At 61.6% G+C, this 18,114-nt stretch carries 16 protein-coding genes and 2 pseudogenes; 10 read left to right on the plus strand and 8 right to left on the minus strand.

From position 1 onward, the window contains the following. Positions 1-311: 311 nt before the first annotated feature. Together ACP151_RS15835 and ACP151_RS15840 are read left to right on the plus strand one after the other, a co-directional pair. Positions 312-449 (plus strand): annotated as a pseudogene (locus ACP151_RS15835) (IS3 family transposase); the annotation flags it as partial. A gap of 74 nt (positions 450-523) precedes the next feature. Then, positions 524-1,084 (plus strand): annotated as a pseudogene (locus ACP151_RS15840) (IS3 family transposase); the annotation flags it as partial. A 375-nt stretch (positions 1,085-1,459) separates the two neighbouring features. Here ACP151_RS15840 and ACP151_RS15845 read toward each other — a convergent pair. Then, positions 1,460-3,655, minus strand: coding sequence for a primosomal protein N' (locus ACP151_RS15845; RefSeq protein ID WP_424979918.1), 2,196 nt, complete (start codon positions 3,653-3,655; stop codon positions 1,460-1,462). An 81-nt stretch (positions 3,656-3,736) separates the two neighbouring features. Between ACP151_RS15845 and fsa the strand changes: the two genes are divergently transcribed. From fsa to ACP151_RS15870, 5 genes are all read left to right on the plus strand, one after another. Then, a complete protein-coding gene (gene fsa / locus ACP151_RS15850) occupies positions 3,737-4,390 on the plus strand; it encodes a fructose-6-phosphate aldolase (RefSeq protein ID WP_424979871.1) in 654 nt (217 codons plus the stop codon). Positions 4,391-4,749: 359 nt separating this feature from the next. Beyond that, positions 4,750-5,457: a DUF484 family protein gene (locus ACP151_RS15855; protein ID WP_424979872.1), complete on the plus strand. Its 708-nt coding sequence runs from the start codon at positions 4,750-4,752 to the stop codon at positions 5,455-5,457. After that, positions 5,454-6,374, plus strand: a complete 921-nt coding sequence (locus ACP151_RS15860) for a tyrosine recombinase XerC (protein ID WP_424979873.1) — start codon at positions 5,454-5,456, stop codon at positions 6,372-6,374. Before ACP151_RS15855 ends, ACP151_RS15860 begins: the two co-directional genes overlap by 4 nt. A gap of 49 nt (positions 6,375-6,423) precedes the next feature. After that, positions 6,424-6,651, plus strand: coding sequence for a GDCCVxC domain-containing (seleno)protein (locus ACP151_RS15865; RefSeq protein ID WP_424979874.1), 228 nt, complete (start codon positions 6,424-6,426; stop codon positions 6,649-6,651). Between the two features lie 359 nt (positions 6,652-7,010). Then, positions 7,011-7,721, plus strand: a complete 711-nt coding sequence (locus tag ACP151_RS15870; RefSeq protein ID WP_424979875.1) for a CDP-alcohol phosphatidyltransferase family protein — start codon at positions 7,011-7,013, stop codon at positions 7,719-7,721. 110 nt (positions 7,722-7,831) lie between these two features. Here ACP151_RS15870 and ACP151_RS15875 read toward each other — a convergent pair whose 3' ends face one another. Continuing rightward, on the minus strand, positions 7,832-8,284 hold the full coding sequence (locus ACP151_RS15875; protein ID WP_424979876.1) for a methylated-DNA--[protein]-cysteine S-methyltransferase: 453 nt from the start codon (positions 8,282-8,284) through the stop codon (positions 7,832-7,834). Between the two features lie 179 nt (positions 8,285-8,463). Between ACP151_RS15875 and ACP151_RS15880 the strand changes: the two genes are divergently transcribed. Both ACP151_RS15880 and ACP151_RS15885 read left to right on the plus strand, forming a co-directional pair. After that, on the plus strand, positions 8,464-8,802 hold the full coding sequence (locus ACP151_RS15880; protein WP_424979877.1) for a hypothetical protein: 339 nt from the start codon (positions 8,464-8,466) through the stop codon (positions 8,800-8,802). A gap of 135 nt (positions 8,803-8,937) precedes the next feature. Then, positions 8,938-9,288: a hypothetical protein gene (locus ACP151_RS15885; RefSeq protein ID WP_424979878.1), complete on the plus strand. Its 351-nt coding sequence runs from the start codon at positions 8,938-8,940 to the stop codon at positions 9,286-9,288. A 12-nt stretch (positions 9,289-9,300) separates the two neighbouring features. On the opposite strand, the gene ACP151_RS15890 is transcribed toward ACP151_RS15885, so the two are convergent. The 6 genes from ACP151_RS15890 to ACP151_RS15915 form a co-directional block, all read right to left on the minus strand. After that, complete coding sequence (locus ACP151_RS15890) at positions 9,301-10,323, minus strand: ABC transporter substrate-binding protein (protein ID WP_424979879.1); 1,023 nt, start codon at positions 10,321-10,323, stop codon at positions 9,301-9,303. Positions 10,324-10,336: 13 nt separating this feature from the next. Beyond that, positions 10,337-11,416 (minus strand): peptidoglycan-binding protein LysM, encoded by a 1,080-nt coding sequence (locus ACP151_RS15895; RefSeq protein WP_424979880.1) that lies wholly within the window; start codon positions 11,414-11,416, stop codon positions 10,337-10,339. Between the two features lie 138 nt (positions 11,417-11,554). Beyond that, positions 11,555-12,298, minus strand: coding sequence for a hypothetical protein (locus ACP151_RS15900; protein ID WP_424979881.1), 744 nt, complete (start codon positions 12,296-12,298; stop codon positions 11,555-11,557). A 235-nt stretch (positions 12,299-12,533) separates the two neighbouring features. Beyond that, a complete protein-coding gene (gene ileS / locus ACP151_RS15905; protein WP_424979882.1) occupies positions 12,534-15,476 on the minus strand; it encodes an isoleucine--tRNA ligase in 2,943 nt (980 codons plus the stop codon). Positions 15,477-15,711: 235 nt separating this feature from the next. Next, positions 15,712-16,200 (minus strand): DUF2269 family protein, encoded by a 489-nt coding sequence (locus ACP151_RS15910; RefSeq protein WP_424979883.1) that lies wholly within the window; start codon positions 16,198-16,200, stop codon positions 15,712-15,714. Position 16,201: 1 nt separating this feature from the next. Further along, positions 16,202-17,509 carry an SDR family oxidoreductase gene (locus ACP151_RS15915; RefSeq protein ID WP_424979884.1) on the minus strand — a complete coding sequence of 436 codons (1,308 nt, stop codon included), beginning with the start codon at positions 17,507-17,509 and terminating at the stop codon, positions 16,202-16,204. Between the two features lie 159 nt (positions 17,510-17,668). Here ACP151_RS15915 and ACP151_RS15920 point away from each other — a divergent pair, with 159 nt between their 5' ends. Continuing rightward, on the plus strand, positions 17,669-18,091 hold the full coding sequence (locus tag ACP151_RS15920; RefSeq protein ID WP_424979885.1) for a group III truncated hemoglobin: 423 nt from the start codon (positions 17,669-17,671) through the stop codon (positions 18,089-18,091). Positions 18,092-18,114 lie beyond the last annotated feature (23 nt).

Consider the following 18,114-nt stretch of genomic DNA (forward strand, 5'->3'; position numbering starts at 1 on the left):
CCGACGATGATCCACACATGGAAGAAGGCTTTGCTGGAAGGCGCGTCGGGCGTGTTCGAGCGCGGCGGCAGAAAGGCCCCTGAGATCAACGATGAGCAAATGAAGGAGCTGCACGCGAAGATCGGGGAGTAGGCCGTGGCCAACGATTTTTTGTCCAGAAAGCTCAAGCCGTGGACCGGCAGATGAGGCGGAAGATGGTTGAACCCGCCAGTCCCGATCTGTCGATCGGCAAGCAGTGCAGGCTGCTGTCGATCTCGCGGTCGTCGTTCTACGACACCCCCAGGGGCGAGACGGCGCTAAAGTTCGCGCTCATGCGCCAAATTGATGAACAATTCCTTGAGACACCGTTCTTCGGTGTGCGGCAGATGACCTGGCATCTACGCAATGAGGGTCATCTGGTGAACGAGAAGCGCATTCGTCGTCTCATGCGGCTGATGGGTCTCATGCCGATTTACCAGAAGCCCAACACCCGCCGCCTGGCAGCACATGCAGAGCATGTGCGAGAGGGGGCAAGGCGGCGAAAGGACACCAGACCTACCCCTACCTGCTGCGCGGGTTGCGGGTGGACCGGCCCACTCAGGTCTGGGCGGCGGACATCACCTATCTGCCGATGCGGCGAGGGTTCCTGTATCTCGTCGCCATCATGGATTGGCACACGCGCAAGGTGCTGGCCTGGCGCATCTCGAACACGTTGGAGGCAGACTTCTGCGTCGACGCGCTGAACGAAGCCATCCACCGGTTTGCGCCGCCAGACATCATGAACACTGACCAGGGCAGTCAGTTCACATCCTTCGCTTGGACAGATCGCTTGCGACGATCCAGCGTGCGGATATCAATGGATGGGAAAGGACGGTTCCTGGACAACATCTTTGTGGAACGGCTCTGGCGAAGCCTAAAATACGAATGCGTCTATCTGCACGCCCGGGAAACCGGGTCGGAGGCGAAGGCCGGTGTCGGCAAATGGATCGAGTTCTACAACCGCAAACACCCACATTCCGCCCTTGGCGGCAAACCTCCAGCCGTGGTCTATTGGCTGAGAAATAATGAAACCAAACCCGATCAGCAGGAGCAGAAAGTAGCTTAAACCACGCGGGAAACTGTCCAAACATAGGGGAGTAGCCCAATGTTCCAGAATCCTTTGCGTAGGGAGAATGGCCGCGGCCTCATCGTTGGTTAACCGCCCAAGTCGCGGCAGGTATACCAGACAGGCCGATGCTGTTTTGGAGCCGCCTCCTTTGGCGGGAAGTATGGCGCGGCGGGTGGTTAGGTTTATTATGACCGTCACCCCACCGATTTCAGATCGTTTCAGGAGCCGCCCGCCCGCCAACGGTCTCACGGTTGGCCATCCGGAAAACCGGCCACCTCCAATCTGACACCGGCCCAATCAACACCAATGGCAACCACAAATTCCTGTGAGTGAGCACCATGGGTGCAAAGGGGCAAAGCCCTTTGTCCGGCCTCAAAAAAAGCTTTGCGGATCGATGTCAATGCTGAGGCGCAAGTCGCCTTTGAGACGCAGCGGCGCGGTCCAGCGGGCGAGGGCCTCCTGCAGCGGCACGCCCTTTGGCGCCTTGACCAGCAGCCGCACCCGGTGACGGCCGCGGACGCGGGCGATGGGGGCTGGCGCGGGGCCAAACAGCTGGGCGCCGATCCGGCGCAGCGGACCGTCATTGCGGGCCATGGCGTTGCCAAGGTCAAAGACAGCCGCCAGATCTGGTCCAGACAGGATGATCCCCGCCATCCGGCCATAGGGCGGCACGCCCGCGGCCTGGCGTTCGGCGGCTTCGGCTTTCCAGAAGTTTTCTTCGTCCCCTGACAGGATCGCGCGGATCACCGGGTGTTCGGGCTGAAAGGTCTGCATCAAAGCCTCGCCCGGGCGTTCGGCGCGCCCTGCCCGGCCAGCGACCTGGCGCATCAGCTGAAAAGTCCGCTCTGCCGCGCGCAGGTCGGAGCCCTGCAGGCCAAGGTCGGCATCAATCACCCCCACCAGCGTCAAGAGCGGGAAGTTGTGGCCCTTGGCGACCAGCTGGGTGCCAAGGATGATGTCCGCCTCGCCTGCCGCAATTTCCTCAATCCGCTGCTTCAACGCGCGGGCCGAGCCGAACAAGTCGGAGCTGAGCACCGCAATGCGCGCCTCGGGGAACAGCGCAGCGGCTTCCTCCGCCAGCCGTTCGATACCGGGGCCGACCGGAGCCATCTTGCCCTCCACCTCGCAGGAGGGGCAGGCTTCCGGCACCGGTTTGGTTTCGCCGCATTGGTGACACATCAGCCGTTTCATGAAGCGGTGCTCGACCATCCGCGCGTCGCAATGATCGCAGGCAACCTGCGCCCCGCAGGCGCGGCAGATGGTGACCGGGGCAAAGCCGCGGCGGTTGAGGAACAAAAGCGACTGCTCGCCGCGCTCCATGCGCAGTTTCATCGCCTGTTTCAGCGTCGGCGAGATCCAGGTGGATGGCAACAGGTCTTCGGAGCGCATATCCACCGCCCGCATGTCCGGCAGCACTGAAGCGCCGAAGCGGGAGGTCAGGTTCAGGCGCTTGTACTTGCCCGCCTCGGCATTTGCCCAGGTCTCCAGGGATGGCGTGGCAGAGGCCAGCACCACCTGCGCCGAGCACATGGCAGCCCGCAGCACCGCCATATCGCGGGCGCTATAGAGAACCCCGTCTTCCTGCTTGTAAGACGTGTCATGCTCCTCATCAACGATGATCAGGCCCAGATCGCGGAATGGCAGAAACAGAGACGACCGCGCGCCGATCACCAGCTGCGCTGCGCCCTGCCCAACCATTTTCCAGACCCGGCGGCGTTCGGTCATGGTGGCGCCGGAGTGCCATTCAGCCGGTTTCGCACCGAACCTCGCTTCAACCCGTGTCAGGAACTCCGCTGTCAGTGCAATTTCGGGAAGCAGCACCAGCGCCTGCCGCCCGGCGCGCAAAGCGGCGGCAACGGCCTCCAGATAGACTTCGGTCTTGCCTGATCCGGTGACGCCTTTGAGCAACGTGGTGCCGTAACACCCGCTGTGGACGCCTTCGGCCAGCGCTTGCGCCGCCTTGGCTTGATCCTCTGTCAGCTGCTTGGAGGGCAGTTCCGGATCCAGATGCGGGTAAGGAGTGTCGCGTGGCGCTTCCTCCTCGCGCAGGGTGCCCTGTTTGACCAACCCCTTCACCACCGACGGCGTGACATCCGCCATATCGGCAAGTTCCCTGGGGGTGAAGGCAAGTCCGCCGTAGTCCTCCAGCACCCCCAGAACACGGCTGCGGGCATCGGTCATCCGGTCCGGCACGCCGTCACCCCGGCGCAGGATCTTGCGCATCGAGGGCGGATCGGAAAGGCCCGGCGCGCGGGTGGCCAGCCGCAGCATCGCAGGCATGGGGGTCAGGGTGTAATCGGCGGCCTTGCCGAGGAACTGGCGCATTTCGGTCCGCATCGGCGCCACATCCAGCACCCGGATCACCGCGCGCAGCTTGGCCGAATCGAAATCGCCTGCACCCGGCCCCCAGACCACACCCAGCACCTTGCGCGGGCCCAGCGGCACCTCGACGTATGCCCCAAGGAAGCAACCGCCCTCGGGGGCGCGGTAATCCAGAAGCCGGTCAAGGGGTTGCGTGGTCAGCACCCCGACCCGCTCGCCTGCCTGAAAGAACTCCTGCCCGCTCATGCTGCTGCCCATGTTGCCGCCTGTTATCCCATGAGGTAAAGGCAGATGCGACAGAGGCCAACCCATCCAAAGGACTGCCCCATGAAATTCTTCGTAGATACCGCCGAGATTGGCGCCATTGCCGAGCTCAACGACCTGGGCATGGTGGACGGCGTCACCACCAATCCGTCACTGATCAAAAAATCCGGTCGCGACATCATCGAAGTGACCAAGGAGATCTGCGATCTGGTCGACGGCCCGGTCTCCGCCGAGGTTACCGCCACTGATGCGGACACCATGATCGCCGAGGGGCGCAAGCTGGTGGAAATTGCCGAGAACATCGCAGTAAAGGTGCCGCTGACCTGGGACGGGCTGAAGGCCTGCAAAACCCTGAGCGATGATGGCCACATGGTGAATGTGACCCTGTGCTTCTCTGCCAACCAGGCGCTGCTGGCTGCCAAGGCGGGCGCCACCTTCATCTCCCCCTTCATCGGGCGACTGGATGACATCAACCTCGATGGCATGGAGCTGATCGAGGACATCCGCACGATCTATGACAACTACGGGTTCGAAACCCAGATTCTTGCGGCCTCGATCCGCTCGGTGAACCATGTGCTGGATTCGGCCCGTATTGGCGCCGACGTGATCACCGCGCCGCCCGCCGTGATCAAGGCGATGGTGAACCACCCGCTGACCGACAAGGGTCTGGACACTTTCCTGGCCGATATCAAAGCGGCTGAGATCAAGATCCTCTGAAACCTTACTGCTCTGACAGTCCAATGGCGCTCCGGGAGGGGCGCCTTTTTGTTTCACAGGTCTTGGCCCAGGTTGCTCTCCCGCGGCCCGCCCCTCCCCGGCTGCCGCCGGAGACAGCCGGGTATTGGGCACGGCAGCGCGCCTACGGCGCGCTGCAGCGGCATTTCATGCCGCTGGCGCCGGGCAACGCCCGGCGCCCGGCCCAACGGGAGCGGTGCATGCTTGCACCGGCGACGGGCGGGAGGCCCGCTGAGCACAGTAAATTCGACCCGCTCCTCATTTTTCAGCAGCTTTGCCCATTTCCCGTGTTATACACATCGCCAAACCCGTCAGAGGTCCGGAGCCGCAAGAGTTCACGCATGAGCAGTTCAAGCAATACAGCCAGCCTGGAAGACCAGCTGCGCCAGGCGATTCTCGCCAAACCTGATGCGGTGCTGGAAGACCAGCACCTGATGAACGCCCTGGTTGCGGCGAATGAACGGGCGATGGGCTCCAACGTGGTCGATCTGCGCGGCATCGCCATGGAGCGGATGGCCGCCCGGCTCGACCGGCTGGAGGACACGCACAGGTCGGTTATTGCGGCGGCCTATGACAATCTGGCCGGCACCAACCTGATCCACCGCGCCGTGCTGCGGCTGCTGGAGCCGCGCGATTTCAACGCCTTTCTTGCGTGTCTGGAACAGGACATGCCGGAAATCCTGCGGGTCAACGCGCTGGCGCTGGTGCTGGAAACCGCGCAGCCCGGCGGCGCCGAAGTGGAGCGCAAGTCCGCGGCGCTGAAGCTGGCCGGGCCTGGCTTTACAGTGAGCTATGCCGGACAGGCCGGCCATGACCGGCCTGTGACATTGCGCCAAACCCAGAGCGGCAGCCCGCGGGTTTACGGGCCGCAGGCGGAATGGATCCGCTCTGAGGCCTGCCTGATGCTGGATCTGGGCGAAGGCCGCTTGCCCGGTATGCTGGTGTTGGGCTCGGAAGACCCACATCAGTTCTCGCCAATGCAGGGGACCGATCTTCTGACCTTCTTCGGCGGCGTCTTTGAACGTGCGATGCGCTGCTGGCTGTCATGACCCTGATCTCTCCTGCCTGCCGCGACGCCCTGCAGCTGTGGCTGGCGCGTCTGGGCGGGCTGGAGGATGCCTCTGACAACACGCTGGCCGCCTACCGCGGCGATGTTACGGCCTTTCTGTCCTTCATGACCCAGCACAGCGGCGGACCGCAGGGGCTGGGGGCGCTGGCGCAGATCACCACGTCGGACATGCGCGCCTGGATGGCGTCTGAGCGCAACTCAGGCACCGGAGCCCGGTCGCTGGCGCGCAAGCTGTCAGCGGTCAAGAATTTCTACCGCTGGCTGGCAGAGCGAGAAGGATTTGAGCCGGCCGCAGTGCTGCTGGCCCGTTCCCCCAAGTTTCAAAAGAAATTGCCGCGCCCGCTGGCGCCGGAGGCCGCCAAAGCGGTTCTGCAAACGGTCGAACTGCAATCGCAACAGGATTGGGTGGCGGCACGAGACGTGGCGGTGGTAACGCTGCTTTACGGCTGTGGGCTGCGGATTTCCGAAGCATTGGGGCTGACAGGTGCGGATGCACCGCTGCCGCCAGTCTTACGTATTCTGGGCAAGGGTCGAAAAGAGCGCGTGGTGCCGGTCCTGCCTGCCGCCCGCGATGCGGTAGAACGCTACCTGTCCCTGTGCCCGCATCCGCAGGACACCACCGCGCCGCTGTTCCGGGGCGTACGAGGCGGCGCGCTGAACCCGCGCCAAATTCAGGGAGTGATGGCGAAAACCCGCGCCCAGCTGGGGCTGCCAGCGACCGCCACCCCGCATGCGCTGCGCCACAGCTTTGCAACCCATCTGCTGGAGGCCGGCGGCGACCTGCGCGCCATCCAGGAGCTTCTGGGGCATGCCTCCCTGTCCACGACCCAGGCCTATACGGCAGTCGATACAGCCCATCTGATGGACGTATACAACAAGGCCCATCCGAAAGCGTGATTTGACCAGGAGCCCCGGCCTGGCATTTGCTGCCAACAGGGGAATCATCATGCCTGAGGAACACACCGCGCCAGTTATGCTAATCAGTCTTCTGACCTGTCCCGCCTGCGGGCAAGAAACGCAGGAAGAGATGCCGCAGAACGCCTGCCAGTGGTTTTGTGCATGCCCGGCCTGCCGTACCCTTCTGAGGCCAAAACCCGGCGACTGCTGTGTTTTTTGCTCCTACGGAACTGTCCCCTGCCCACCGGTGCAATCCGGGGGCAGCTGCTGCGGTTGAGAGAGCCACTGAGCAATTTACTAAAATGCACACTATTTCTCCCGGAGGCCAGCAAGCCTCTGTTAAGGCGCAGCGGGCCAGATGACAGAAACCGATCCAGAAAGGATTCTGCCATGACCTGTGCCGGCTTTGCCGAATTATTTGCCGATGGAGCCCCTGCCGCCCCTGCCCCGCCGCCTGATGTGCATCCGTGGCCGCGCAAAATGCCCCTGCAGACCCCCTATTCTTCGCGCGAAATAACCGACCCCGAGCCGCACGGCCGCCGCATGTCCGTTTTCAAACTGGCAACGGGTACGGATTTCCGCCCTATTCTGCACTGAACGGTTGCGGGTCCGGGGCAAATTCGCCATCAGGGACAAATGACACCTCAGATCCGCGCACTCTCCGTTCACCTGCTCACCGCTACCGGCGCCGTTTTTGCCATGCTGGCCATGCTGGCGGCGGCCGAAGGCAAATGGAGCCTGATGTTCCTGTGGCTAGTGGTCGCCTTTGCGGTGGACGGCATCGACGGTCCGCTGGCGCGACACTATCACGTCAAGCGTTACTCGCCGGAATTCGACGGGGTGCTGCTGGATCTGATCATCGACTATCTGACCTATGTCTTCATCCCTGCTTTTGCCCTGTTCCAGTCCGGGCTGATGGCGGGCTGGACCGGCTGGTTTGCCATCATCGTAATCACCTTTGGCAGTGCGATGTATTATGCCGACACGCGGATGAAGACCAAAGACAACTCCTTCTCCGGATATCCCGGCGTGTGGAACATGCCGGTGCTGGTGATCTTTGCGCTGGAACCCAGCCATTGGACCAGCCTGATTTTGGTGACATTGCTGTCCGTTGCCATGTTCCTGCCGCTGAAATTCATCCATCCAGTGCGCACGGTGCGCTGGCGCAAGGTGTCACTACCGATGGCACTGGCCTGGACCTTCTTTGCCGGCTGGGCCGCCTGGGTCGATTTCCACCCGGCCAGTTGGGCCCATTGGGGTCTGGTGGTGACATCCGTCTATCTTCTGTTCGTCGGCATCGCCCAGCAGATCGTGCCAGAGCAGCAGGGGGGCTCTGCGGCGCCGTGACGGCAGCTGGCTGAAGGGGCACATCCTCTCAGGACGCTTCGAATGTCTTCACCCCGCAGCTTTTCCAGCCAGAGCGGGGCGCACGGAAAGCGTCTTGGCGGCGCAGGCTGTCAGATCAAAAGCCCCGCAGCGCTTTCGTGTTTCAGAAGTTCCACCTTGGTCTCCACTCCGCCCTTGCCGGAAAAACCGCCCAGCCCAGAGGCCCCCAGCACCCGGTGACAGGGGATGATCACCGGAATCGGGTTGCCGCCGCAGGCATTTCCGACGGGTTGTGGCGGGACGCCCAGTTCCTTGGCGATCTCGCCGTAAGTGCGGGTTTCGCCAAAGGGGATCGCCAGCATCGTATTGCAGACCGCGCGCTGAAAATCCGACCCGTCCACCTGCAGCGGCAGGTCGAACTCTGTCAGCTCACCGGCAAAATAGGCACGCAGCTGCGCAAGCGCTGCGGTGAGCAGCGCCGAGCTCCCGTCAGCTTCTGCAGTCCAATCCAGGCGCACGATGGCGCCGTCCCGCTCCGAGACACTGAGCGGACCGACGGGTGTCTCCAGGCTGGCTGAAATCATTTTTTTCCTCCGGTGCATGCCTGGCAGCAAGCTCTGCCGCGCCAACGCCCGCCACAAGCCCCGGCTTCAAACCTCTGCAGCCACATTAACACTTTGTTAACCAGTGCTAACAGTTTCCTGCCAGGTTACCTCAAATTCTACTAAAGTGAATTTCAAGAACGTAGCAACAGGCCAGTCAGATGATTTCCGCAGTCTCCAATATCGCCAGCTTTCACAACAACATGCTGCAGTCTCAGGCGCGCAAGCCAGCCGATGGGGCGATGATCAATGGCATGCCTTCCGCCTCGGTCCGGGATGCGGTGCCAAACGGCTCTGCCACTGACGCCCTGACCACCCAGTACATCGGCCCCGCCCGCGGGGCTGCGCGGGCTGAAGCGCTGGAGTCGCGCCCGGCGACAGGTTTCAACATGGATGCCTATTTTCAGGATCTGATGAACGGCTGCCAGGCCGGTCCCAGACCGGTCAGCCATATCGTGGCGGAAGCGAATTATGCCATGACCCAGCGCATCACCGGCTAGTCATCCGCATGTGAAAACCTGCGGCAGCCCCGCCGGTCACCCTCCTACAGGAGATAAGCGTTTACCCGCTGTTAAGCTTGTTGTGTTAAAACCGCTTTAAGAAAGGTTCAATGCCTCTGCGAAGGACCATCTGTGATGTTTATACCAGTATCAGGACGTATAGATCCTATCAAACCAAACCGCGGTCTTCTGACTGCACGCCCCGTTGTCCGCTCTGACAACCCGGACAAAAGCGAATCTGCCGACAACAGGCCGCGCGGCGAAGAAGACTCTCAACAGGAGACGCTGCTCCTGGAAGACGGCGATTCAATCTGGGATACTGCCGGAACCGAAACACCGGTGCCCGGCCACGAGCTGTTTCACGAAAACGCTGTTCTGGCTGAACATCTGGTCATGCAGCACGCTTGGCCGCAGGGCAATAGTCGCGCAGGCGGCGCCCTGACGGCTTCTCACGGATATGAGGAAGCCAGGACGCTGACCGCCTGACGCCGTGCGGACCTATTGCAGCTGTGCCCAGAACAGTTCCAGATGGCGCGACATGATTTCCTCGAACCGGCCGCTTTCCCGCAATTTCTGAAGACCTGCGTTGATCCGGTACAGATGCGTGGTGCCGCGCCAGTGGCGTTTGGAAATCACCACATGCAGGCCTTCCTCTGACAACGGTTTTTCCAGCGGCACCACCGTGTCGCGTAGATCTTCTGCCACAATGGTATTGGCCCCCAGGAACAGATTCACCGCCGCTGCGTCCACTTTTCCCTCTGCCACCATACGGAAACAACCTGCCGAAGTTTCCGGCTGCACCAGAGTGATTTTGTCACTGTCCAGCCAACGCCGATCCGGACGGTTCAAATCGTGGGTGAAAAACCCGGCCGGGCGGCACAGAGTTTTGCCTTCGACATCGGAATCCTGACTGTATTCGAAACCGCCGCCAGCCCGCACAAACAGCATAATTGGCATCGTCATTACCGGTTCGGAGAAGTGGAAATTGGCGCAACGCTCATTGTCCGGCTCGGCTGCACAGTCAGGCTTCAGCCAGGGGAAACCCATATCGAACTCTTTCTTGTCCAGCATCGGAAACAGATGCCTGGACCAGTCGTCCTCCCAGCTGACAGAGTAACTGACCGGTGCTGGCGCCAGCTCCATTGCCGCGTTGATCAGCTCTGTCACCATGCCCTGCCCTGGCAGGCTGCGATCGGTGAAGGGCGCATAGCCGCTGCCGGTCAGCATTGTCAGCTCTGCCTTTTCCTGCCGCAGCGGGGTGGCATCCGGCGCCGTGGCACCGGTGCTACAGGGGATGTACAGCTTGCGGCCCGGCAGCACGGTGGCGCCAGCCAGCAGTTCCTGATTGGCGTAATAGACCATGGTCCAGCGGTTGCGGTCGCCATAGTGGGTTTCCGCGATCGTGAACAACGAGTCACCGGGCTGCGCCACGTAGTCCACGTCACAGATCGCCCAGGCGGCAGCCGGTGTCATGGAAAGGAAGGCCGTGAGCTGCAGCAGGCGCAAGAAAAGCCTTTTCATTCCGTCTCCTCCCTCAGAACCCGGCCCAGATGCGGGCCATGTGGTCTTCCACAATGGCCTGATAGCTGCCGTCTTCCTGAATGCCGCGCAGGCCCTTGTTGATCATGGCCAGCATTTCGTTCGCGCGCGGGTGTGTCTTGTGAACCACCACGTAAAGCCCAAGCACCGACAGCGGCTGCGGCAGGACTGTGAACTGATCCTCGAATCCGTTTTCCTTCATGACGCTACGGCCGGTGAATTCATTGATCGCAACCGCGTCTGCCTCACCCGCTGCGACCATGTCAAAGCAGTCTTTCACTTTATGCGGCTGCTTGAGTGTGATCTTCTTGTCCGCAATCCAGCGACGCCCGCGTTCATCCAGGTCGAAGGTCAGGAAGCCAGAAGGGCGGCACAGTGTCTTGCCGACGATGTCGCTGTCCTGCGCATAGGTAAAAGGCCGGTCCTTATGTGCAAACAACAGCATCAGTGTCTCGAACATTGGCTCCGAGAAATGGAAATTCTGGCAGCGGTAGCTGTCAGGCATGGTTTGGCAATCGGGCCTGTACCAGGGGAAACCCAGATCCAGCAGCGCATTCGACAAGAGCGGATCGAAATGGGACGCCCAGTCGTTGACCCAATGAATCGCATACCCCTCTGATGGTGCTGCTTTGGTCATTGCCGCGTTCACGACTTCATTAATCAGGCCGCCATTGTGCGAGCCCTTGGACGTAAACGGCGCGTAGTCATCGCCGGTCAGCAGATTGATCTTCTGGCGCACTGCGGCATTGCCCGGCGCAATCTGGACCGGCACTGCCGAGGCAGGAGCAGCAGACGTGAATTCCTTACCGCCTGGCAGGCCCAGCGGCAGCCCTTCCAAACAGGCCAGAGACAGCTTCATGCCCACCCGGATTGCACCAGGTTTGGGGCCGATCTGGTCGATGTTTCGGTTGTGGATCGCGCTCCATTTGCCCGCATCCTTGTACAGCTTGTCGGCAATCACCGACAGGCTGTCACCGGATTGCACGGTATATACACCGCCGCAGGTTTCGGCAGCGGCGGAAGTGGCGAAAATGCCGGTCAGGCCGATGGCAGCGGCAGCAATAAAAGTTTTCATGATCCCCCCGGAAAGATGCGGCGCCTGATCCGCAGCGATAATGGGCGGCGCCTTTTGGTCTGATTGTCTGTTGATGATCTGCGCGGGCTGTAAAGCAGCCTGCACGGCACAGCCTTTCTGGCTCTGCAGCTGATGGTCTTAGTTTCCGACGAACAGCGCCAGCAATGTTGCGGTATCCACCCGCCCGTCATCACCGATCAAGCTGGCCGGGACAGTGATTTCCTGACGTTCGTAGGCACCATTCACCAATTGATCGATATAGGCTTCGGACTGACCCTGGGCCGCAGCAGTCAGCACCATCTTGTAAAGCGCAGATGTCTCAGCCGGTGCCGCTGGCGTGGTCTGGACACTTGCAGCAGGCTGGACCTGCTTGCTGCGCAGCGCCGCCAGCGTGCCTTCGGTAATGCGGGCCACCAGTGCGTCTTCGCTGCTGGCAACCATACCGTCGGCCCCAGCTGCCGCGGCAGCCCCTGCCAGCTGTGCTTCTGCGGCTGGGTTCGACTGTCCTGCCACCGATTGAGCATCCGGCACCGTTGTGCCGCCAAATTGGAAGTAGAGCAGCATCGCCGCAGCCACCGCAAGCCCGGCCGCGGCCAGCGCAAGCTTCGGCAATGCAGAGCCGTCACCGTCCTGCACCTGGTCTCGCTGCTTTGCATCCGGAGCCGGTTCCGGTTTCCGCGTTGCAGGCTCAGCGGAATTGACGGCCTTGGCCGGTTTTACCTTGTCAGCTGCGGACGTTTGCTCTGCGCCTGGCGCAGTGCCGCTCGTCACCAAACCAATTTTCATAGTTTTTGGTGCCGACACCCCGTCAATCCGGACTGCCGTGCCGCGTGCCTTGTCCGGCTCCACCGCCGACTGCGCATCTTCTTTCAGCTTCAACATACAAAACGGCCCCCTGCCCCACGTCATTCCTTGAAAGAATGATTTAAAAACCTGCGCGGAATTAACAAATTGTTAACCAATTGTGGAAAACTGGTCAACATCTAGCGGAATGAGATGAGGCATAGCACAAGCAATTTCCCGTAAAACCTGCGGCGGGACGCTGGTGCATTGCACAAAAAGACAACGCCCGACGATCAGGCCGGGCGTTGTGAACAATGCAGAGATGGTAAACGGCTTATCCCAGAGCGCTGTCACAGCGGCCGCAGACGCCGTCATGCCCATGGCCGCCAACATCGGGCAGGATTTTCCAGCAGCGCTGGCACTTGCCGCCATCAGCCTTTTCAAACACCACCGACACGCCATCCACTTCCGGCATGCGGAAGGCTTCGGCGGGGGCCGGATCGTTTGTCAGCTGAATATCCGAGGTGATGCAGACATCGGCGAAATTCACCGTCTTCAGCGCCTCCACCGCCTCTTCGTCACGCACATGCACAACCGGAGCTGCCTCCAGCGAGGCCCCGATCACCTTGTCGGTGCGCTGCACCTCCAGCGCCGCGGTCACCACGCGGCGGGCCTGGCGGATCTTGGACCATTTGGCGGCCAGCGGCTCGTTCAGCCAGTCCGCTGGGGTGTTCGGGATGTCCTGCAGGTGCACAGAGCTGCCCGCGCCCGGGTATTTCTCCAGCCAGACCTCTTCCATGGTGAAGACCAGGATCGGCGCCAGCCAGGTTGTCAGGCGGTGGAACAGGATGTCCAGAACGGTGCGCGCAGCACGGGCGTTCAGCGTGTCGCCGTCGCAGTACAGCGCATCCTTGCGGATGTCGAAATAGAAGGCCGACAGGTCAACGGTGGCAAAGTTGAACACCGCAGAGAACACCCCCTGGAAGTCAAACGACTGGTAGCCGGTGCGCACCTTGTGGTCCAGCTCCGCCAGGCGATGCAGGACCCATTGCTCCAGCTCGGGCAAATCCGCCGGTTCAACCCGCTGATCCTCGCTGAAGTCGCCCAAACTGCCCAGCATGAAACGCATGGTGTTGCGCAGGCGGCGGTAGCTGTCAGCGGTGCCCTTCAGGATCTCCGGCCCGATCCGCTGGTCGGCGGTATAGTCGGTCTGGGCCACCCACAGGCGCAGGATGTCGGCGCCATATTGTTTGACGACTTCCTCTGGCACGATGGTATTGCCCAGCGACTTGGACATTTTCATCCCCTTGGCATCCAGCGTAAAGCCATGCGTCACCACATTGCGGTAAGGGGCGCGGCCCTTGGTGCCGCAGGCCTGCAACAGCGAGGAATGGAACCAGCCGCGGTGCTGGTCAGTGCCTTCCATGTAGACGTCAGCGATGCCGTCTTCGGTGCCATCTTCGCGGTCGCGCAGCACAAAGGCATGGGTCGAACCGGAATCGAACCACACGTCCAACACGTCAAACACCTGATCATAGGTCTCGGGATCGACAATGCCGTCCAGTATCTTGGCCTTGAAGCCGTCGGTGTACCAGACGTCGGCACCGTGCTCTTCGAACGCGGCCACGACGCGCTTGTTCACATCCGCGTTGCGCAAGAGGAAGTCAGCATCGGTCGGCAGCGCGCCCTTCTTGGTGAAGCAGGTGAGCGGCACGCCCCAGGCGCGCTGACGGCTCAGCACCCAGTCGGGGCGGCTTTCGATCATCGAATGCAGGCGGTTGCGCCCTGTTTGCGGCCACCACTTCACCAGTTCATCAATGGAGCGCAGGGCACGTTCGCGGATGCTATCGCCCATCTGGTCCATTCCGTCGTCCATCTTGCGGTCAACGGAAGCAAACCACTGCGGCGTGTTGCGGTAGATGATCGGCGCCTTGGAGCGCCAGGAATGCGGGTAGCTGTGCTTGATCTTGCCGCGCGCCAGCAGGCCGCCAACCTCAACCAGCTTGTCGATTACCGCCTTGTTGGCATCGCCCTCGCCGCCTTTGCGGTTCAGGATGTATTTGCCGCCGAAGAACGGCAGATCCGCCCGGAAGCCGCCGTCATCCATCACATTGTAGGTGATCACCTGCTCCAGCATGCCGAGATCACGGTAAAGCTCGAATTCCTCCATCCCGTGCGACGGCGCGCAGTGGACAAAGCCTGTGCCTTCGGTGTCGGTCACAAAATCAGCGGCGCGGAAGTCGCGGATTTCATCCCATTCGCCATTGCCGCCCTCGGCGCCTGCCAGCGGGTGTGTCAGGCCGATGCCTGCCAGATCAGAGGCCGGAACATCTGCGACACGGGTATATTGATCCTCGCTCAGGCGCGCGCGTTTGAACACGTCAGCCGCCAGATTGTCGGCCAGGATGTACTTCTCGCCCGCAGCGGCCCAACACTCATCCGGGGTGCTCGTGACTTCATATAGGCCATAAGCAATCTCGGCGCCATAAACGACGGCCTTGTTCGACGGGATGGTCCAGGGGGTGGTGGTCCAGATCACCACATTGGCACCTGCCAGCGTGTGGTCTGCAGGTTCAGCCACCTTGAACTTCACCCAGATGGTGAAGCTTTCCTTGTCGTGATACTCCACCTCAGCCTCGGCCAGCGCGGTCTTCTCGACCGGCGACCACATCACGGGCTTGGAGCCCTGGTAGAGCGTGCCGTTCATCAGGAACTTCATGAACTCATCGGCAATCACAGCCTCGGCGTGGTAGTTCATGGTCAGATACGGGTCATCCCAGTTGCCGGTGATGCCCAGGCGCTTGAACTCCTCGCGCTGGATATCGACCCAGCTGTCGGCAAAGGCGCGGCATTCCTGGCGGAATTCCACAACCGGCACCGCGTCCTTGTTCTTGCCCTTCTTGCGGTACTGCTCTTCGATTTTCCACTCGATCGGCAGGCCGTGACAGTCCCAGCCCGGAATGTACCGCGCATCAAAACCCATCATCTGATGCGAGCGGACGATCATGTCCTTGATGGTCTTGTTCAGCGCGTGGCCGATGTGCAGGTGACCGTTGGCATAGGGAGGGCCGTCATGCAGGGTGAAAGGCTTGCGCTCTGCGTCGCTGCCCCTGGCCGCGGCGGCTTGCTCGCGGAGTTTGTCATAGACGCCGATCTGGGCCCAACGTTCCAGCCAGGCAGGCTCGCGCTTGGGCAGCCCTGCGCGCATCGGGAAATCGGTTTTCGGCAGGTTCAGAGTGTCTTTGTAGTCAGGCGTCTGGGGCGTGTCGGCGCACATCGGGGGCGTCCTTTGGATGATCAAGGTCGGAAATTGGGATATTCGGTTCGGCGCGATGGCTCAAGCGCCTTTGCCCGGCGGCTCAATGGTTTCAGAGCGCCGGGGATATAATTCGAATAATGATGGCCACGAGTAGGGACATGAAGCGCCTTATAGGACGGCGCTGCGGCGGGGTAAAGCGACAGATGCGCCGCATTGTGGCGAAGGCAGCAGCGAGTGGAACGACCTGCGCCGGTCACCGCACCAGCCAAACGCCCAGATCCGGCCGCGCCATCATCAGCCAGAGAATGGCCAGCACGGCGGCAAAGGCAGGAAAGCCACAAGCGAACCAGATTGCGAACAGCCGGTGATAGCGCGCTGGCAATTCTTCGCCCGCCCGTGCTGCCGCACGCGCCAAATCGCGCAGCCGCAGCTGTATCCAGACTACAGGCAGCCAGAACAGCCCGGTCAGCACATAAAGACCCAATGACAGCATCAGCCAGCCGACACTCAGCGGCCAGCCCAGCCGCCAAGCCAGCAACCCGCCTGTGACGGGCTGCGCAATCACTGCCGTTGCGGTGAACAGCAAATCCGCCACGACCACCACGCCCGCGGTGTGGGCAATCAATGCCGCATCCCGTGTCCGATGCGCCATCAGCATGAAAAATGCGATGCCCGCGCCAGTGCCCAGCAACACACAGGCGCCGATCACATGCAGCCAGCGCAGGATAAGGTCCAAGTCCATCCTACCGCTCCTCTAGCAGCTGATGGGTGATCAGAGCCAGCATCAAACCGGGCAGCACCTTGACCAGCGGCCCCATCGGGTCAGCCCATATCTGCGGGGTGACGGCAGAGGCCGCCCCCAGATAGATCAGCGAGACTGCTGCCATGCCCAGACAAGCGCGTGCAGCCCAGGGCCGCCACAAGATCGCCAGCCCCAGAACGATGTCAGCAAGCGACCAGAACAGCACGCTGAATTTGGCGATCAGACCACTCCAGCCCGCTGCCGTCAGCACCTTCGCCGCCGCTTCCAGCTGCCAAAACCCGATCAAACCGGAAGCCAGCCAGAACGTGCTCAGAACCGCCACCGCAATTGGCATCAACAGTGCCATCCGCGCATCCAGCCGTTGTTCACGGCCGGATTGCAGCGATTGATATATGGCCTGCAGAGGCGCCACCCCCTGCCCCACAGCCGCGCGGTAAGGGGCCGGATTACCGCACACACCGCTGCGAATTTCGGCAATGGCCGTGGAGCGCAGAGGGGAGCGCCAACCCAGTCGGCCCAGCGCGTCGGCGCAGGCAGCCACCGGCGGCAAAAGACAGGCAGGAACCTGCAGCACCAGTTTTGACGGGGCAAAGCCCAGCCAGTTGCGGGTTTCTGCCACCACATCCTCCAAACTATGCGGCTGATCCTCAACCAGATCATAGGTACCTTGCGGCAGCGTTTCTTGCAGTGCAGCCGTTACCGCTGCCGCCAGATCAGCCATGCCAATGCATTGCACCGGCGCATTTGCCAGCGCAATTGGCTGCACCAGCGGCACCGCCGCCAGCATCCGCAAGAGCCTTGTGCCGCCATAAGCGCCCTGCCCGATCACCAGTCCCGGCCTCAGAATCCAAACTGCGACACCTGAAGCACGCAAGGCCGCATCCCCCCGCCCCTTGCTGCGCATAAATTCCGTGCCGGCCTCGGGCCCGGCACCAGCGGCCGAAACTTGCACAACCGGAATGCTGCGCTCCGCACAGGCCTGCCCCAGAGCAGCAACCGCCATGTGGTGCACGGTTTCCAATTCTCCTGCCGTGCTGTCCTGCAAAAGACCAGCGCAATTCACCACGGCGTCGACGTCCCGCAGATAGGGCGCCCAGTCTCCCGGCCTCCGCATCTGCAACAGATCACCTTGCATAAACGACACGCCTGGCAGCACACGGGCCGCTTGCTGTGTACTTCGGCCAAACCCTGTCACATTGACACCAACAGCCTGCAGGGCGCCAACCACTTCTGTGCCTATAAAGCCATAGGCACCCAGAACCAGCACGCGTTGACCAATCTCCGCCATAAATCAATACCTTTTGGCAAATCCTCCGGCCACCATACTGCTGGCAGCCGCGAGCGCCAGAGGCCAAGGGCTAAGTGTCACAGAAGATGCGCCTCCTTCCCTCTTCCGTCAAAGCCTCCAGCGACTTATCTAGCACAACATGGCAGACCGGAGCAGAACATGAGTGAAGCCGAAACACCGAGCCCGCTGGCGCGGTTTGACATCACCGCGGCGGAGATTTCCCGCGTGGTGGCCGTGTTCTATATGCAGGTGCGCGCTGATGATGTGCTGGGGCCGGTCTTTGCTGCCCATGTTGCTGACTGGCCAGAGCATGAGGAAAAGATCGCGGGCTTTTGGCGCAATGCGATCCTGCGTGAGCGCAGCTACAGCGGCAATCCGATGCGGGTGCATGTCTCCCGGAGGGATGTGAAGGCAGAGCATTTTCCACGCTGGTTGGGGCTGTTTCACGAAGTTTTGCGAGCCGAGCTGCCTGAACGCACCGCAGTGCAATGGGGCGCCCTGGCAGATCGCATCGGCGAAGGGTTCCGCACAGGCGTGGTGGCGATGCGCCAGCCCAAGGACCAGCCGCCCAAATTGTTCTGAGGAGTGCCTGCGAGCACTCCCGC

This window comes from Leisingera sp. S232 (assembly GCF_049800895.1).
Lineage (GTDB): Bacteria > Pseudomonadota > Alphaproteobacteria > Rhodobacterales > Rhodobacteraceae > Leisingera.

Excerpts from the sequence above, each read along its gene's own strand:
- ACP151_RS15870 (WP_424979875.1), top strand. The coding sequence starts at position 7,011 with ATGACACCTCAGATCCGCGCACTCTCCGTTCACCTGCTCACCGCTACC.
- ACP151_RS15910 (WP_424979883.1), bottom strand. The coding sequence starts at position 16,200 with ATGGACTTGGACCTTATCCTGCGCTGGCTGCATGTGATCGGCGCCTGT.
- ACP151_RS15845 (WP_424979918.1), bottom strand. The coding sequence starts at position 3,655 with ATGAGCGGGCAGGAGTTCTTTCAGGCAGGCGAGCGGGTCGGGGTGCTG.
- ACP151_RS15895 (WP_424979880.1), bottom strand. The coding sequence starts at position 11,416 with ATGAAAACTTTTATTGCTGCCGCTGCCATCGGCCTGACCGGCATTTTC.
- ACP151_RS15915 (WP_424979884.1), bottom strand. The coding sequence starts at position 17,509 with ATGGCGGAGATTGGTCAACGCGTGCTGGTTCTGGGTGCCTATGGCTTT.
- ACP151_RS15885 (WP_424979878.1), top strand. The coding sequence starts at position 8,938 with ATGTTTATACCAGTATCAGGACGTATAGATCCTATCAAACCAAACCGC.
- ACP151_RS15890 (WP_424979879.1), bottom strand. The coding sequence starts at position 10,323 with ATGAAAAGGCTTTTCTTGCGCCTGCTGCAGCTCACGGCCTTCCTTTCC.
- ACP151_RS15855 (WP_424979872.1), top strand. The coding sequence starts at position 4,750 with ATGAGCAGTTCAAGCAATACAGCCAGCCTGGAAGACCAGCTGCGCCAG.
- ACP151_RS15920 (WP_424979885.1), top strand. The coding sequence starts at position 17,669 with ATGAGTGAAGCCGAAACACCGAGCCCGCTGGCGCGGTTTGACATCACC.
- ACP151_RS15865 (WP_424979874.1), top strand. The coding sequence starts at position 6,424 with ATGCCTGAGGAACACACCGCGCCAGTTATGCTAATCAGTCTTCTGACC.
- ileS (WP_424979882.1), bottom strand. The coding sequence starts at position 15,476 with ATGTGCGCCGACACGCCCCAGACGCCTGACTACAAAGACACTCTGAAC.
- ACP151_RS15875 (WP_424979876.1), bottom strand. The coding sequence starts at position 8,284 with ATGATTTCAGCCAGCCTGGAGACACCCGTCGGTCCGCTCAGTGTCTCG.
- fsa (WP_424979871.1), top strand. The coding sequence starts at position 3,737 with ATGAAATTCTTCGTAGATACCGCCGAGATTGGCGCCATTGCCGAGCTC.
- ACP151_RS15880 (WP_424979877.1), top strand. The coding sequence starts at position 8,464 with ATGATTTCCGCAGTCTCCAATATCGCCAGCTTTCACAACAACATGCTG.
- ACP151_RS15860 (WP_424979873.1), top strand. The coding sequence starts at position 5,454 with ATGACCCTGATCTCTCCTGCCTGCCGCGACGCCCTGCAGCTGTGGCTG.
- ACP151_RS15900 (WP_424979881.1), bottom strand. The coding sequence starts at position 12,298 with ATGTTGAAGCTGAAAGAAGATGCGCAGTCGGCGGTGGAGCCGGACAAG.